Raw genomic sequence first — 14,541 nt, 5'->3', positions numbered from 1 at the left:
CGTTCAAGAAAAAATCGCAGCATGTCAAAAGATGTATGTAATTCAACATGTTAAATCCCTTAAAAAATATCTGAAACGATCAAGAAATATAGGTATGTTCACCGCCACGATGGCAACAACCGCCTGCACAGGTGGATTTGTCGCTGACATAATGCCCGGTCAATCAGTCATGATCGAAGACATCCCCTTCACTGTCACCGACACCCCGCGCGGGGCCACGGTGCGCAACTTTGAAACCGGTGCCACCAATCCGGCCCTGTTACTGGCCTATGCCGCCCGCGCCGCCGAAGTGGCGACAGGATGCACCACAACAAACATCACCAAAGAAACCGGCGTGAACACCTATTATGCCGCCCTCGATTGCCCCCCTCAATAAGGAGCCTGCCCCATGTCTGCCCTCAATATCAAACAAGGCGCCACGTCTCATTCCGCCTACAACCTAAGGCCGACTTTTTCGGATCACGAAGAACGCCACACGCTGGCTGTGCTCGTGGAAAACGAACCAGGTGTTCTGGCCCGTGTCATCGGCCTGTTTTCGGGGCGGGGCTACAACATCGAAAGCCTGACGGTGGCCGAGGTTGACCACACAGGCCACCTGAGCCGCATCACCGTGGTGACAACCGGCACGCCGCAGACCATCAACCAGATCACCGCCCAGCTGGGCCGCATCATTTCTGTGCGTGAGGTTCACGACCTGACCGTCGAGGGCCGCGCGGTGGAGCGGGAACTGGCCCTGTTCAAGGTCGCCGGCAAAGGCGAGGACCGCGTTGAGGCCCTGCGTCTGGCCGATGTGTTCCGCGCCAATGTGGTCGACAGCACGCTGGACAGCTTCACCTTTGAAATCACCGGCACGTCCGAGAAAATCGACGCCTTTGCCGACCTCATGCGCCCCATCGGGCTGGTGGAAATGGCCCGCACCGGCGTGGCCGCCCTGTCGCGCGGCAGCGACTGACGCCCCGCCCCTTCTAAGAACGTCACAAAAAAGCCCCTTGGCCCGCAGCGGTCCCCCGCTGCAAACCAAGGGGCAGTGCCGCGTCACGCTTGGGGAACATGCGCGGCCGGAATGGCGGAGCGATCGGCCATTCCATCTCGGGATGAGGGAAAACGCGCGGCGTTACTGCGCCGCGTTACTGGTCCACGGGCATCACACCTGCGTCTTGCGCCGCCGTCACCTCGGCCATGTCCAGCAGGCCATCGCCCGTGGTGTCCATGGCCGTGAAATCCGCATCCGTGATCTCGGGCATGACCGTCAAAAGCTCAGGAAAGCTGTAGAAGCCGTCACCGTTCACGTCGATGGCAGGGTCTGCGTCCTGTGCATGGGCGGCACTTGCGACGGTGATCAGAACAAGGGCGATCATTTGGGTCATCTTCATCATCTGGTTTCTCCTTAGATGGACATGGCGGGGCGTCTGAGCCCCGTAACCCTGATGTGCCCTGACCGCACACCGCGGACCACACAGCAACCCGCAAGGACACGTTTTGGGCGGCATGCGGCATAAATCAGGCGCGCGGTTGGGCGGAGGGACGCCGCCCAAACCCCCGCCGTCCCCCATCGGCAACACATGGCGCAGACCATACCGCCGCACTGGCACCCCACCGCCGATGGGCCCCCATCATGTCGGCGGCAGAATATCCCATGTCGCCCGCCTGCCGGACGCCGCCGCGCAGATCGGTCTAGCCTTGGGTCACAGATTTGTTCGAAAGGACGCGCCCATGGCCAAAGATCACAACACCACGCCCCTGAACGCTGTGCGCCAACCGGTTGAGGTGGCCAACGGCCTGCCCAACGCCCACTACGCCGACCCGGATGTCTTCACCGCCGAAGCCCGCGCGGTCCTGTACAGCAGCTGGGCCGGTCTCGCCGTGGCCGCCGATGTGCCAAAGCCGGGCGACGCCAAGCCCATCACCTTCACCGGTATCCCCCTTTTGCTGCTGCGCGACAAAGAGGGCCAAGTGCGCGTGTTTCAAAACATCTGCCGCCACCGGGGCATGATCCTTGTGGACACCGCGCGCAAGATTGAGGGCGCGATCCGCTGCCCCTATCATTCGTGGTGCTATTCCACGCAAGGCCGCCTTGTCTCCACCCCGCATGTGGGCGGCGCGGGTCACAACACCCATGACGCCATCGTCAAAGACGATTTGGGTCTGATCGAAGTCCGCAGCCACATCTGGCGCGACATCGTCTTTATCAACATCGACGGTAAGGCGGATCCGTTCGAAGACATCCACGCCGACCTGATCGCCCGCTGGCATGAGCACGACACGCCGCTGCATCACGGCGGGCCGGACAGCGCCTTTACCCTGAACGTGGCGACCAACTGGAAACTCGCCGTGGAAAACTACTGTGAAAGCTACCACCTGCCGTGGGTCCACCCTGGTTTGAACAGCTATTCCCGGCTTGAGGATCACTACAACATCGCGGAATACGGCAAATATTCGGGCCAAGGCACCTTGGTCTACCGCCAACTGCAAGGCGAAGCAGGGCAGACCTTTCCCGATTTCGCGGGCCTGTCCGACTTCTGGGACGAAGGCGCCGAATACATCGCCCTTTATCCCAACGTGCTGTTGGGCGCACAGCGCGACCACGCCTTCGCCATCGTTCTGGAACCGCTGGCCCACGACCAAACGGCGGAACACATCCACCTTTATTACGCAGACCCCGCAACGGACGCCGATCTGCGCGCGAAAAACGCGGCCCTGTGGAAAGACGTTTTCGAAGAGGACATCGGTGTCGTCGAAGGCATGCAGCGCGGCCGCGCCGCACCGGGGTTCGACGGGGGCCGCTTTTCGCCCGCAATGGACGGGCCGACCCATTGTTTTCACGACTGGGTCGCGGGCAAACTGCAAGCGGCCGAATGACCGACGCCGCAAAAGATCAGCACGACGATCTGAACGCCGCCCTTCTGGCCGCCCATGACGCGGGCGATGCCACAACCCTTGTGGGCCTTTATACCCGCGCCGCTGACATCGCCGCAGACACTGACACCGCCTGCTTCTTTCTCACCCAAGCGTATATTTTCGCGCTGGAGGTCGGGGACACCCGCGCGGGCGCTCTCAAACGTCGCCTGTCCGCCGAGGGGCGACTGTAACGTCACGGGTCGCAATTGATCTCAGACGCGCTAGGCTCCTCCGTGTCACATAGGAGGATCAGAATGACGCGCACCCCAAACATCGCCCTTTCCGCCATGCTTGCCACAACGCTCGGCGGGCTTGCAGTTCCAGCCAGCGCAGAAAACCGCATCGACATCATCCGCCCCGATGCCCCTGAATTTGCAGCCTATGGTGCGTCCCCCATCGGGGTGCAAACCCTCACCTTCACCAACCCTGATCAAATCGACGTGGCCGCCACTGGCGCAGACGGCGATATTGCGCGCGCAGACCGCTCATTGACCGTCGAAGTCTGGTACCCCGCCGCAGACACCACAGAGGCAGGCGGCACCTACACCACCATCCTGCGCGACGGCACGACCGAGGTCACGCTGACAGGACGCGCCGCCCGCGACGCCACACCTGCGGGCACGGATACCGGCCCATATCCCCTTGTGATTATCAGCCACGGCTATCCCGGCAACCGGATGCTCATGTCGCCCTTGGCCGAAAACATCGCCAGCAAGGGATATGTCGTGGCCTCGATTGATCACACCGACAGCACCTACTCCGATCAAGGCGCGTTTGGGTCGACCCTCGTGAACCGCCCGTGGGATCAGATGTTCGTCGTGGATCAGATGGCCGCACTTGAAGGCGATCTGGGGGCGATCACCGATGCCACCAACACTGCGGTTGTGGGCTACTCCATGGGGGGCTATGGCGCTCTGATCTACGCAGGTGCCGGTGTCACACAGGCCAGCACCGAATATGAATGGGGTGCACCGCAAGGCCTGCTGGAACGCAACCTGCACGGCTCGGGCAGCCACGCGGGGCTTGACGATGACCGCATCAAAGCCTTCGTCGCCTTCGGCCCATGGGGCAATAACGCAGGCTTTTGGTCGCCTGAGGCCTTTGCCGCCATCGACGATCCCCTTTTGTTGATCGCAGGCGGGGTGGATGACGTCAGCATCTATGACGCCATCCGCGGTATGTTTGATCAGGCCACAGGCACCACCCGCCATCTGCTGACCTTCGAGGCTGCCAACCACAACGCAGGCGCCCCCATGCCCGCCCCCGCCGAAAGCTATGCCGTGTCCGAGGCCTTGGGCTGGGCCCCCTTCGAACACTACGCAGACGCCGTTTGGGACAGCACGCGGATGAACAACATCAGCCAGCATTTTGTCACGGCCTTCCTCGACCAACACCTCAAATCACAAGACCGCAGTGCCACGTTTGATCTGGTGCCCGTGGCCGCAGACGGGGTCTGGGATCTGGACGATGCAGGCAATCCCACGGATGCGCACACCTATTGGTCCGGCTTTCCCAACCGCTCCGCCCACGGGCTGCGCTTTGAAACATCCACGCCCGAAGACGGGTAAGCACCGATCACATTGAAATCAGGGCGCGCGGCACCGCGCGCCCCCTTTCCCCCCCGCCCACATGGCATTAGGCTGCGCGCACCCAAGTGAAAGCCCCCTCAAATGCCCCGCGACATCATCATCGACACAGACCCTGGACAAGACGACGCCGTTGCCATCCTGCTGGCACTGGCCTCCCCTGAATTGAACGTGCTGGGCATCACGGCCGTGGCGGGCAATGTGCCCCTGCCGCTGACGGAAAAGAACGCCCGCATCGTGTGCGAATTGGCGGGCCGCCCAGACATGAAGGTCTTTGCAGGCTGCGACGCGCCGATCGCCCGTAAACTGGTGACCGCCGAACACGTCCACGGCAAAACCGGCCTTGACGGGCCGCAGCTTGACGACCCGACAATGCCGCTGCAGGACCAACACGCGGTGGACTGGATCATCGACACCTGCCGCGCCGCCGCCCCCGCCAGCATCACGCTCTGTCCGTTAGGCCCGCTGACCAACATCGCCACAGCCCTGACCCGCGCGCCCGACATCAAGGACGCCATCGCGGAAATCGTCCTGATGGGCGGTGCGTACTTTGCCGTGGGCAACATCACCCCCGCCGCCGAATTCAACATCTACGTCGATCCAGAGGCCGCGCAAGTCGTCTTCACCGCAGGCCTACCGCTCACCGTCATGCCGCTGGATATGACCCACAAGGCGCTCACCACAAAACCGCGCATCGAAAAATTTCGGCAAATGGGCACCCGTGTGGGCGACATGACCGCTGCATGGACCGACTTTTTCGAACGCTTCGACATGGCCAAATACGGCTCCGAAGGCGCGCCGCTCCACGACCCGACTGTCATCGCCTACCTGCTTCAACCGGATCTCTTCACAGGGCGCCACATCAACGTGGAAATCGAAACCACATCCGATCTGACCTTGGGCATGACCGTGGCCGATTGGTGGGGCATCACGGATCGGCCCAAAAACTGCACCTTCATCGGGGATCTGGACGCAGACGGCTTCTATGCCCTGCTGGCGGATCGTCTCGCCACACTCTAACGGCACTTTGTCACACCGCCCCTTGCTTCTTTGGGTCAAAAATACCTAATTCCCACCCCGCCTCACGGCACCGCACGCCCCGAACCGGACACCGCCATGACAACAGCCATCCATCTCGCCACGCCACAGGACGCCCCCCGCCTCCTGCCCCTCATCGCAGCCTTCCACACCGAATACGGGCTTGAGATGACAGACGATGCCCGCCACACGGCCTTGATGCCCCTCCTCGAAGGCTCGCCCTTGGGCGCAGCATGGCTCTTTGGCCCCGCAAAGGCGCCGACCGGCTACACCATCATCACCTTCGGCTGGTCAATGGAACTCGGTGGCATGGACGCCTTTGTCGATGAACTCTTTATCCGGCCCGCCGTGCGCAACCGTGGATTGGGATCAGAGGTCTTGCACACCATCGCCGCCTCTCTCGCGGACGTCGGCGTCAAAGCGCTCCACCTCGAAGTCGACCGCACCGATGAGGCGACGATCCGCCTCTACACCCGCGCCCGCTTCAAGATGCGCGACCGCTATTCCCTGATGACCCGCACGCTCTAACTTACTCCGCGAGGGTGTTTTGGAGACATACGCCCGATGCACACTCATGTCAGCCCCTCGAAAATCGCTGCAAAAGGCCTCGCCATGTCCCTGACCCTGCCGCTCCAGTCCAGCTACCTCGACACCCTCCCTGAGAGGTTCTACACCCAACAGCCCGCCACCCCCGTCAGCGCCCCGCGCTTGATTGCGTTCAACCATGCGTTGGCCCGCGATTTGGGGTTGGACACCTCCGGCATGACCGATCAAGAAGCCGCGAACCTCTTCTCAGGAAACGACAATCCTGCAACCGCCCGTCCCTTCGCCCAGGTCTACGCCGGACACCAATTCGGTGGATTTTCGCACCAGCTGGGCGACGGCCGCGCCCTTCATCTGGGCGAATTGGACAGCCCCTTGGGCCGCGTGGACATCCAACTTAAAGGATCCGGCCCCACGCCCTACTCACGCATGGGCGACGGACGGGCCTGGCTTGGCCCCGTGCTGCGGGAATATTTGATGAGCTGCGCAATGCAGGCCCTTGATATTCCAACTACAAAAGCCCTCTGCGCCGTGGCCACCGGCGATCCTGTTTTGCGCGAACAGGGCCCACTTCCCGGCGCAATCCTGACCCGCGTCGCAGCCTCGCATATCCGCGAGGGCACCTTCCAATACTTCGCCGCCCGCGGCGACACCGAGGGCCTGCAAGCCCTGACAGACTACACCATCGCGCGCCACGCCCCAGATGCAAAAGGCCCTGCAGATCTTTTGCAAAAAGTCATGGAAAATCAGGCATATCTGGTCGCCAAGTGGATGTCCGTGGGCTTCATCCACGGTGTGATGAACACGGACAATGTCACGATATCAGGCGAAACGATCGACTATGGCCCCTGCGCCTTCATGGACCACTACCACCCCGACACAGTGTTCAGCTCCATCGACCATCAAGGCCGCTACGCCTATTCAAACCAACCACCGATAACCCATTGGAACCTCGCACAATTTGCCACGGCACTGGTCCCCATCATGCCCGACCAAGACGCCGCCATCGAAGACTTCACCGCAATCATCAACCGCTTTCCTACGCTTTTTGCAGCTGAATGGACCCGCGCGTTCGCGCCAAAACTCGGCCTGCAGCCAAACGAGACGGCCTCGACCCTCGCACAAGATCTGCTCACCGAAATGGCCAAAGCCAAAGCGGATTTTACAAATACATTCAATGCATTGGACATCACAGATGATCTGTTTCCAGACTGGCACGCCCGCTGGCGCGCCGCGGCACCCGATGATGCCCTGTGGCGCAAAACCAATCCGGCGGTCATCCCGCGCACCCACCAGATCGAGGCCGTGATCCAAGCCGCAACCGCGGGCGATGAGGCCCCGTTCCATGACATGCTCGCCGCCGTTTCAGCGCCTTTTACGGCCAATCCAGACTACCAATCCCCACCCAAAGAAACAGAAAAAGTCCACCAGACGTTCTGCGGGACATAACCCTTCATCTGACCGGAAAAACTCCCGCCGGAGGCTCTAAAATTCCGGAATTTTAGAAAAAAGGCCGCGCAATTGCGCGGCCTTTTCAGGACATGAATAGGTAAAGCTCACTCGGTGACAGTCACGCTGACCATCCGGTCAGCTTCACCGATCACCGCACCATTGGGCCCATCACCACGTTTGATGGCATCCACGATCTCAAGACCGGCCGTCACCTCCCCCACGATGGTGTATTGACCATCCAGAAACGGGCCATCTTCAAACATGATGAAGAACTGGCTGTTGGCGGAATTGGGGTTCTGCGCCCGCGCCATCCCCACTTTGCCACGGGTGAATGACATCTCGGTCGTGGCCTCCAACGGGATATCGCCTCGATCGGATCCGCCGGTGCCCGCGCGGCGCATGTCAAACGCCGCATCCGTGCTGTCGCCAAATTCCACATCGCCCGTTTGGGCCATAAAGCCTTCGATCACGCGGTGAAACACCACCCCGTCATAGGCGCCCTCAGCGGCCAAGGCGCTGATTTGTTCGGCGTGTTGCGGGGCGATGTCCTCAAACAGATCAATGACAATCGTGCCTTCGGCCTGCCCCGCCACGGTGATTTCAATCCCGCCGGCCTGCGCCGTACCCGCGAAGAGCACCGCGATGAGCGCGCCCCTAAGCATCAGCCGCCACCTTGACAGAAATCATCCGGTCCGGGTTCATCGGCGGCTCACCGCGCGTGATCGCATCCACATGCTCCATCCCCGACACAACCTGGCCGTATACCGTGTATTGGCCGTTCAAGAAATCATTGTCCTTGAAGTTGATGAAAAACTGGCTGTTGGCGGAGTTCGGATTGGCCGAACGTGCAGCCCCCAAGGACCCACGGGCGTGGGGGATCTTGGAAAACTCAGCCGGCAGATCCGGCAAATCAGACCCGCCGGTGCCCGCGCGCCCGATGTTGAAATCCTTTTCCATGTTGCCGTTGGCCACATCACCTGTCTGCGCCATGAACCCGTCAATCACCCGGTGAAAGGCCACGTTGTCATAGGCACCGGCGCGGGCCAGTTCTTTCATGCGGGCCACGTGTTCGGGTGCGACGTCGGGCAGCAGCTCAATCGTGACCGTCCCGCCTTTCAGCTCCATCAGGATCGTGTTCTCTGGATCTTTGATCTCGGCCATGGGGGCCTCCTTTGATGTTGTTTGGGCGGAACCTAAGGCGCTGCGGCCAGATTGCCAAGCGCGGTTGACGCGACGGTCGCGATTGGCGATATCCCCGCCCATATGAAGCAGGAGGCGAAGATGGGCTGGAACACTCTCGACGATATGGATCTGGACGGCAAAGTGGTGCTGACCCGCGTGGACATTAACGTGCCCGTCGACCAAGGAGAGGTGACAGACGCCACTCGCATCGAACGCATCAAGCCCACCGTGACAGACATCCTCGCCAAGGGCGGCAAGCCGGTTCTGCTGGCCCATTTTGGCCGCCCCAAAGGCCAGCCCAACCCTGATATGTCCCTGCGCATCACCGTGCCGACGTTGGAAAAGGTGCTGGGCCGCACTGTGACCTTCATGGAACGCCCCAGCCGCGACGACATCGATGCCGCCCCCGCAGATTCGGTCATTCTGGTGGAAAACACGCGCTTTTCCTCCATGGAAACGGACAATGATCCCAAAATGGCGCAATTTTTGGCCTCTTTGGGGGATGTCTTTTGCAACGATGCATTCTCCGCCGCGCACCGTGCCCATGCCTCCACGACCGGCGTGGCGAAATTGCTGCCCAACTGCGCGGGCCGCCTGATGGCCGAAGAACTCGGCGCGCTTGAGAAAGCCTTGGGCAGCCCAGAACGGCCCGTGGTGGCTGTCGTCGGCGGGGCCAAAGTCTCCACCAAGCTGGATTTACTCGGCAACCTGATCGACAAGGTCGACGTCATCGTCATCGGCGGCGGCATGGCGAATACGTTTCTGGCGGCCCAAGGCCTCGATGTGGGTAAATCCTTGTGCGAACATGATCTGGCCGACACCGCCCGCGACATCGCCGAAAAGGCCGCCGCGAAAGGCTGCGAAATCCTGCTGCCCCGCGATGTGGTTGTCGCCGCGGAGTTCAAAGCAGGTGCTGCTGCCACCACGGTGATGGCCGAAGAGGTGCCCGCCGATCAAATGATCCTCGATGCAGGGCCAGACAGTGTCGCGCATATCGCGCAGGTGTTCGCGCGCGCCAAAACCGTGATCTGGAACGGCCCCCTTGGCGCGTTCGAGATCGAGCCGTTCCACAAGGCCACCTTTGCCGCAGCGCAGGATGCTGCGGCCAAAACCAAGGCCGGTGAACTGATCACCGTGGCGGGCGGGGGCGACACGGTTGCGGCCCTCAATCAGGCGGGTGTGTCCGGTGATTTCACCTATATCTCATCAGCCGGCGGGGCCTTTCTGGAATGGATGGAGGGCAAGACATTGCCCGGCGTCGCAGCCCTGCACACCTGATCCACCCCCCATGAATGACACCAACAGGGCGCCCCAAGCGCCCTGTTTTGTTGCGTTTTGCGGTGTTAGCGCAACCCGTTAGCGTAACCAGAATTGTGCGCCCCTGCCTGCGTGTCCTAGACCAAAGACAACCTCGGTTTGACCCTTTGGAAAGGAACGCAGCATGTTGGACATGACGAACATTCAGGCAAAGATGGCAGACCAGATCCGGCGCGGTCAGGGATTTATCGCGGCCCTTGATCAATCCGGCGGCTCAACGCCCAATGCACTCAACCTGTATGGCGTGCCTGAGGACGCCTACGCCGGTGAAGATGAGATGTTCGATCTGATCCACGAGATGCGCGCCCGCATCATCAACGCACCCGCCTTTGACGGCAGCAAAGTGATCGGGGCAATCTTGTTTGAGATGACGATGGACCGACAGGTCAACGGCAAACCCACAGCCCTCGCCCTGTGGGAAGACAAAGGCGTGGTGCCGTTTTTGAAAATCGACAAAGGGTTGGAGGCCCCATCGGACGGCGTCAAACTGATGAAACCCATGCCCCATCTGGGCGATCTGCTGCCCCGCGCGCGCGCGGGCGGCATTTTCGGCACCAAAATGCGCGCCGTGATTGATGAGGCAAATGAGGCTGGCATCAACGCCGTCGTCGATCAGCAGTTTGATGTGGGGGCCGAGGTTTTGTCCCACGGGTTGGTTCCCATCCTTGAGCCTGAGATCACAATCACCATGGACAACAAAGCCAAGGCGGAGGCGATGTTGCAGGACGCGCTGCTGTCGCGCCTGGACAAAATGGACGACGACATCATGCTGAAGCTGACCCTGCCCGATGTGGCGGGCCAATATCAGGCGCTGGTGGATCATCCCCGCGTGATGAAGGTTGTGGCCCTGTCTGGCGGCTATGACCGGGCGGAGGCGAACGCACGGTTGGCCCAGAACTCCGGCATCGTGGCCAGTTTCAGCCGCGCCCTGACCGAAGGTCTGTCCGCCCAGCAAAGCGATGACGCCTTCAACGCAACCATCGCCGACACCATCGACAGCATCCACGCGGCCTCGGTCGCGTAACAAATCCTCTCAGAGGATTTGCCTACAGACTTTCGAGGAAAGTCTGGGGTCCGCACAAAGGGGATTCCCTTCGCGAATCAAATATGCGATTCTGTGCCAAAGGCGGCCCGTCAGAGGCCGTAGATGAGGCAGACGAATGCGCAAAACCCGCGCCCCCATGGGGGTTCTTCTTTATTTCGCAGGCAGCCTGATGTTGGCGGTCTATTTCACCTTTGCCGCCGTGCAAGGCGATTTCGGCGTCTTCAAGCGCGCAGAGATTGAGGCAGAGGGCCGGATGCTGCGTGAAGAACTCAGCCTCGTGCAGGCCGAGGTTGCCCGCATGGAAAACCTGACCCGTCGTTTGTCCGACACCTATCTGGATCTGGATCTGTTGGACGAACAGGCCCGCGATGTGCTGGGCATGGTCCGCGCCGATGAGATCGTGATCCGCTAAGGTTTATGGCGTCAGCAGCGGGTGCAGCGACAGCGGCCCCGACGGATCAGCACCAAAAGGCAGGACCTGAATGTAATCCGCGCCCTCCCCTTCGTAGGTGATGGCCGCCACACGTTTGAACCCGAACCGGCTGTAGTACTTGGGGTCCCCCATCAACACGACACCGTCGCGCCCGTACACCCGGGCAACACCCAAGGCGTGGCCCATCAGATCGGACCCGATCCCCTTGCCCTGATGGCCCGGCAGCACCGCGATGGGCCCAAGGCACAGATACGGGCTGTCACCGATCTTGGCCGGCGACAGGGCGACCTGCCCGATCACCTCCCCGCCCGCCTCCGCGACAAGCGACAGCACAAGGCTTCCGTCGTCGCGCAGGCGTTCCACGATCACCGGATCGTCCGGATCCTCAAAGGATTTTCCCTTGAAGGCTTGCGCGACCACATCGCGGATCGCTGCGGCATCGCCTTCTTTTTCTTGTCTGATCTTGTATTTCATACCGCAGTCTTCCCGACCCTTGCACTGGGCGCAAGGCAGGTTTTCAAGCGATCACTAACCTAACGTCATATTGTTGGTCGATTTTTCGGAACAAACGGTTTATGAGATAGTTTAACGCTAAACTATATTTTGGCAGGCGTGTTTTGACGCCGCGAAAACGACCCCGGGAGGACCCATGGCAGCCAAGAAAAGTTCAAAGAAACCAAACATCTCCAAAGAGGAGCTGTTGGGCTACTACGAAGATATGTTGTTGATTCGCAGGTTCGAAGAGAAAGCGGGCCAGCTGTATGGGATGGGCCTGATCGGCGGGTTCTGCCACCTGTACATCGGACAGGAAGCCGTTGTTGTGGGCCTTGAGGCCGTCGCCAAGGACGGCGACAAACGCATCACATCCTACCGCGATCACGGCCACATGTTGGCCTGTGGCATGGACCCGGGCGGCGTGATGGCCGAACTGACCGGACGTGAGGGCGGCTATTCCAAAGGCAAAGGCGGCTCCATGCACATGTTCTCGAAAGAGAAGCACTTTTACGGGGGCCACGGCATTGTGGCGGCCCAGGTGCCACTGGGTGCCGGTTTGGCCTTTTCCGACAAGTACAAAGGCAACGACAACGTGACATTCGCCTATTTTGGCGACGGTGCCGCGAACCAGGGCCAGGTCTATGAGACCTACAACATGGCCGAACTGTGGGATTTGCCCGTCGTGTTCGTCATCGAAAACAACCAATACGCCATGGGCACCTCTGTCCAGCGGTCCACCAAATCCCCGTCGCTGTGGGAACGCGGTGCCGCCTACGGGATTGAGGGCGAGGCCGTGGACGGCATGGACGTGCTCGCCGTCAAAGAGGCCGGCGCACGCGCCACCGAACACTGCCGCGCAGGCAACGGCCCCTACATTCTGGAAGTGAAAACATACCGGTATCGCGGCCATTCCATGTCGGACCCTGCCAAATACCGGACCCGCGAAGAAGTGCAGAAAATGCGCGACGAACGCGATCCCATCGAACAGGTCCGCGATCTGCTTCTCACCGGCAAACACGCCTCCGAAGACGATCTCAAGGCCATCGACAAAGACATCAAGGCCCGCGTGAACGCATCAGCCGACTTTGCCAAGGAAAGCCCCGAGCCTGACCTGTCAGAGCTTTGGACAGACATCTATGCCACCGAAATCCCGCAGGAGAACGTATAATGGCGACTGAACTTCTCATGCCCGCGCTGTCCCCCACGATGGAGGAAGGCACCCTCGCCAAATGGCTCGTCAAAGAAGGCGATGAGGTTAAATCCGGCGACATCATCGCCGAGATCGAGACCGACAAGGCCACCATGGAATTTGAGGCCGTGGACGAAGGCATCGTCGGCAAGATCCTGATCGAAGAAGGCACCGAAGGCGTCAAGGTCAACACCCCCATCGCGATCATCGGCGAAGAGGGGGAGGACATGTCCGCCGCGTCCGCTGCCCCGCAAGAGGCCTCCACCCCGGCCCCTGCCGCGCTCAGCAGCGAAGAAGGCAAGGTTGCGGCCCAACCAACGCAGGCCCCCGCCGCCCCTCAGGCCGATCGGTCCCCCGACTGGCCCGAAGGCACGGAGATGAAAACCATGACCGTCCGTGAGGCCCTGAACGAGGCCATGGCCGAAGAGATGGAGCGCGACGAAGACGTCTTCCTCATGGGTGAAGAAGTCGCCGAATACCAAGGCGCTTACAAAATCTCCCAAGGGTTGTTGGACAAGTTTGGCGACAAACGGGTGATCGACACGCCCATCACCGAACATGGCTTCACCGGCATCGCCGTGGGGGCTGCGTTCGGCGGACTGAAACCCATTGTGGAATTCATGACGTTCAACTTCGCCATGCAGGCGATTGACCAGATTATCAACTCCGCCGCCAAGACGCTCTATATGTCCGGCGGCCAAATGGGCGCGCCCATGGTGTTCCGTGGCCCCAATGGCGCCGCTGCCCGCGTGGGCGCACAGCACAGCCAGGATTACGCCGCATGGTACGCGATGGTGCCGGGCCTCAAGGTGGTCATGCCCTACTCCGCCGCCGACGCGAAGGGCCTGATGAAAACCGCGATCCGTGACCCCAACCCGGTGATCTTCCTAGAAAACGAGATCCTCTACGGTCGCTCGTTCGAGGTTCCGGTGCTTGACGATTTCACCATCCCCTTCGGCAAGGCCCGCGTGGCCCGTGAGGGGGATGATGTCACCATCGTCAGCTTCGGCATTGGCATGACCTACGCCATGGAAGCCGCCGAAAAACTGGCCGAAGACGGTGTAAGTGCCGAGGTCATCGACCTGCGCACCCTGCGCCCCATCGACTACGACACGGTTCTGGACAGTGTCCGCAAAACCAACCGCTGTATCACCGTCGAAGAGGGCTGGCCCGTGGGCTCCATCGGCAACCATCTGGGTGCCACGATCATGCAAAAGGCGTTCGATTACCTCGACGCGCCGGTGATCAACTGCACCGGTAAGGATGTGCCGATGCCTTATGCGGCCAACCTCGAAAAGCACGCGCTGATCACCACCGCCGAAGTGATCGAAGCGGTCAATCAAGTCACCTACCGGTAAGGAGC

17 protein-coding genes are annotated in these 14,541 nt (G+C 60.9%); 13 read left to right on the top strand and 4 right to left on the bottom strand.

From position 1 onward, the window contains the following. Positions 1–169: 169 nt before the first annotated feature. Positions 170–376, top strand: a complete 207-nt coding sequence (locus PSJ8397_RS15755) for a hypothetical protein (RefSeq protein ID WP_143515505.1) — start codon at positions 170–172, stop codon at positions 374–376. Between the two features lie 12 nt (positions 377–388). Next, the gene (gene ilvN, locus PSJ8397_RS15750; RefSeq protein WP_085865586.1) at positions 389–952 is read left to right on the top strand and encodes an acetolactate synthase small subunit; all 564 of its coding nucleotides are present in this window, start codon (positions 389–391) and stop codon (positions 950–952) included. Between the two features lie 175 nt (positions 953–1,127). Here ilvN and PSJ8397_RS15745 read toward each other — a convergent pair whose 3' ends face one another. Continuing rightward, positions 1,128–1,376, bottom strand: a complete 249-nt coding sequence (locus tag PSJ8397_RS15745; RefSeq protein WP_200811329.1) for an EF-hand domain-containing protein — start codon at positions 1,374–1,376, stop codon at positions 1,128–1,130. Positions 1,377–1,713: 337 nt separating this feature from the next. On the opposite strand from PSJ8397_RS15745, the gene PSJ8397_RS15740 reads away from it, so the two are divergent. The 6 genes from PSJ8397_RS15740 (at position 1,714) to PSJ8397_RS15715 (ending at position 7,514) form a co-directional block, all read left to right on the top strand. Next, complete coding sequence (locus tag PSJ8397_RS15740; RefSeq protein ID WP_085865585.1) at positions 1,714–2,859, top strand: aromatic ring-hydroxylating oxygenase subunit alpha; 1,146 nt, start codon at positions 1,714–1,716, stop codon at positions 2,857–2,859. Next, a complete protein-coding gene (locus PSJ8397_RS15735) occupies positions 2,856–3,089 on the top strand; it encodes a hypothetical protein (RefSeq protein ID WP_085865584.1) in 234 nt (77 codons plus the stop codon). Before PSJ8397_RS15740 ends, PSJ8397_RS15735 begins: the two co-directional genes overlap by 4 nt. A 63-nt stretch (positions 3,090–3,152) precedes the next feature. Continuing rightward, positions 3,153–4,466, top strand: coding sequence for an alpha/beta hydrolase family protein (locus PSJ8397_RS15730; protein ID WP_085865583.1), 1,314 nt, complete (start codon positions 3,153–3,155; stop codon positions 4,464–4,466). A 102-nt stretch (positions 4,467–4,568) separates the two neighbouring features. Beyond that, positions 4,569–5,504, top strand: a complete 936-nt coding sequence (locus PSJ8397_RS15725; RefSeq protein WP_085865582.1) for a nucleoside hydrolase — start codon at positions 4,569–4,571, stop codon at positions 5,502–5,504. A 96-nt stretch (positions 5,505–5,600) separates the two neighbouring features. After that, positions 5,601–6,050 carry a GNAT family N-acetyltransferase gene (locus tag PSJ8397_RS15720; RefSeq protein ID WP_085865581.1) on the top strand — a complete coding sequence of 150 codons (450 nt, stop codon included), beginning with the start codon at positions 5,601–5,603 and terminating at the stop codon, positions 6,048–6,050. A gap of 84 nt (positions 6,051–6,134) precedes the next feature. Next, positions 6,135–7,514, top strand: a complete 1,380-nt coding sequence (locus tag PSJ8397_RS15715; protein ID WP_085865580.1) for a protein adenylyltransferase SelO — start codon at positions 6,135–6,137, stop codon at positions 7,512–7,514. Positions 7,515–7,621: 107 nt separating this feature from the next. Here PSJ8397_RS15715 and PSJ8397_RS15710 read toward each other — a convergent pair whose 3' ends face one another. Further along, positions 7,622–8,179 carry a peptidylprolyl isomerase gene (locus PSJ8397_RS15710; RefSeq protein ID WP_085865579.1) on the bottom strand — a complete coding sequence of 186 codons (558 nt, stop codon included), beginning with the start codon at positions 8,177–8,179 and terminating at the stop codon, positions 7,622–7,624. Continuing rightward, positions 8,172–8,678 carry a peptidylprolyl isomerase gene (locus PSJ8397_RS15705; protein ID WP_085865578.1) on the bottom strand — a complete coding sequence of 169 codons (507 nt, stop codon included), beginning with the start codon at positions 8,676–8,678 and terminating at the stop codon, positions 8,172–8,174. The genes PSJ8397_RS15710 and PSJ8397_RS15705 overlap by 8 nt, the downstream gene beginning before the upstream one ends. 120 nt (positions 8,679–8,798) lie before the next feature. Between PSJ8397_RS15705 and PSJ8397_RS15700 the strand changes: the two genes are divergently transcribed. The 3 genes from PSJ8397_RS15700 (at position 8,799) to PSJ8397_RS15690 (ending at position 11,473) form a co-directional block, all read left to right on the top strand. Next, positions 8,799–9,977 carry a phosphoglycerate kinase gene (locus tag PSJ8397_RS15700; RefSeq protein WP_085865642.1) on the top strand — a complete coding sequence of 393 codons (1,179 nt, stop codon included), beginning with the start codon at positions 8,799–8,801 and terminating at the stop codon, positions 9,975–9,977. Positions 9,978–10,149: 172 nt separating this feature from the next. Next, positions 10,150–11,040 (top strand): fructose bisphosphate aldolase, encoded by an 891-nt coding sequence (locus tag PSJ8397_RS15695; protein WP_085865641.1) that lies wholly within the window; start codon positions 10,150–10,152, stop codon positions 11,038–11,040. Between the two features lie 136 nt (positions 11,041–11,176). Continuing rightward, complete coding sequence (locus PSJ8397_RS15690) at positions 11,177–11,473, top strand: FtsB family cell division protein (RefSeq protein ID WP_085865577.1); 297 nt, start codon at positions 11,177–11,179, stop codon at positions 11,471–11,473. Between the two features lie 3 nt (positions 11,474–11,476). Here PSJ8397_RS15690 and PSJ8397_RS15685 read toward each other — a convergent pair whose 3' ends face one another. Next, positions 11,477–11,968: a GNAT family N-acetyltransferase gene (locus tag PSJ8397_RS15685; RefSeq protein ID WP_085865576.1), complete on the bottom strand. Its 492-nt coding sequence runs from the start codon at positions 11,966–11,968 to the stop codon at positions 11,477–11,479. A gap of 175 nt (positions 11,969–12,143) precedes the next feature. On the opposite strand from PSJ8397_RS15685, the gene pdhA reads away from it, so the two are divergent. Continuing rightward, positions 12,144–13,157: a pyruvate dehydrogenase (acetyl-transferring) E1 component subunit alpha gene (pdhA, locus tag PSJ8397_RS15680; protein WP_085865575.1), complete on the top strand. Its 1,014-nt coding sequence runs from the start codon at positions 12,144–12,146 to the stop codon at positions 13,155–13,157. Beyond that, positions 13,157–14,536: a pyruvate dehydrogenase complex E1 component subunit beta gene (locus tag PSJ8397_RS15675; protein WP_085865574.1), complete on the top strand. Its 1,380-nt coding sequence runs from the start codon at positions 13,157–13,159 to the stop codon at positions 14,534–14,536. Before pdhA ends, PSJ8397_RS15675 begins: the two co-directional genes overlap by 1 nt. Positions 14,537–14,541: the final 5 nt, after the last annotated feature.

The organism is Pseudooctadecabacter jejudonensis (assembly GCF_900172275.1).
GTDB lineage: Bacteria > Pseudomonadota > Alphaproteobacteria > Rhodobacterales > Rhodobacteraceae > Octadecabacter > Octadecabacter jejudonensis.
The sequence above is the reverse complement of the archived record's forward strand: the minus strand, read 5'-3'. Positions and strand labels throughout refer to the sequence as shown.

Bases quoted from the DNA above. Each gene is read 5' to 3' on its own strand.
- pdhA (WP_085865575.1), top strand. From the start codon at position 12,144: ATGGCAGCCAAGAAAAGTTCAAAGAAACCAAACATCTCCAAAGAGGAG.
- PSJ8397_RS15725 (WP_085865582.1), top strand. From the start codon at position 4,569: ATGCCCCGCGACATCATCATCGACACAGACCCTGGACAAGACGACGCC.
- PSJ8397_RS15700 (WP_085865642.1), top strand. From the start codon at position 8,799: ATGGGCTGGAACACTCTCGACGATATGGATCTGGACGGCAAAGTGGTG.
- PSJ8397_RS15715 (WP_085865580.1), top strand. From the start codon at position 6,135: ATGTCCCTGACCCTGCCGCTCCAGTCCAGCTACCTCGACACCCTCCCT.
- PSJ8397_RS15755 (WP_143515505.1), top strand. From the start codon at position 170: ATGATCGAAGACATCCCCTTCACTGTCACCGACACCCCGCGCGGGGCC.
- PSJ8397_RS15690 (WP_085865577.1), top strand. From the start codon at position 11,177: ATGCGCAAAACCCGCGCCCCCATGGGGGTTCTTCTTTATTTCGCAGGC.
- PSJ8397_RS15740 (WP_085865585.1), top strand. From the start codon at position 1,714: ATGGCCAAAGATCACAACACCACGCCCCTGAACGCTGTGCGCCAACCG.
- PSJ8397_RS15735 (WP_085865584.1), top strand. From the start codon at position 2,856: ATGACCGACGCCGCAAAAGATCAGCACGACGATCTGAACGCCGCCCTT.
- PSJ8397_RS15675 (WP_085865574.1), top strand. From the start codon at position 13,157: ATGGCGACTGAACTTCTCATGCCCGCGCTGTCCCCCACGATGGAGGAA.
- PSJ8397_RS15730 (WP_085865583.1), top strand. From the start codon at position 3,153: ATGACGCGCACCCCAAACATCGCCCTTTCCGCCATGCTTGCCACAACG.
- PSJ8397_RS15685 (WP_085865576.1), bottom strand. From the start codon at position 11,968: ATGAAATACAAGATCAGACAAGAAAAAGAAGGCGATGCCGCAGCGATC.
- PSJ8397_RS15705 (WP_085865578.1), bottom strand. From the start codon at position 8,678: ATGGCCGAGATCAAAGATCCAGAGAACACGATCCTGATGGAGCTGAAA.
- PSJ8397_RS15695 (WP_085865641.1), top strand. From the start codon at position 10,150: ATGACGAACATTCAGGCAAAGATGGCAGACCAGATCCGGCGCGGTCAG.
- PSJ8397_RS15720 (WP_085865581.1), top strand. From the start codon at position 5,601: ATGACAACAGCCATCCATCTCGCCACGCCACAGGACGCCCCCCGCCTC.
- ilvN (WP_085865586.1), top strand. From the start codon at position 389: ATGTCTGCCCTCAATATCAAACAAGGCGCCACGTCTCATTCCGCCTAC.
- PSJ8397_RS15745 (WP_200811329.1), bottom strand. From the start codon at position 1,376: ATGATGAAGATGACCCAAATGATCGCCCTTGTTCTGATCACCGTCGCA.
- PSJ8397_RS15710 (WP_085865579.1), bottom strand. From the start codon at position 8,179: ATGCTTAGGGGCGCGCTCATCGCGGTGCTCTTCGCGGGTACGGCGCAG.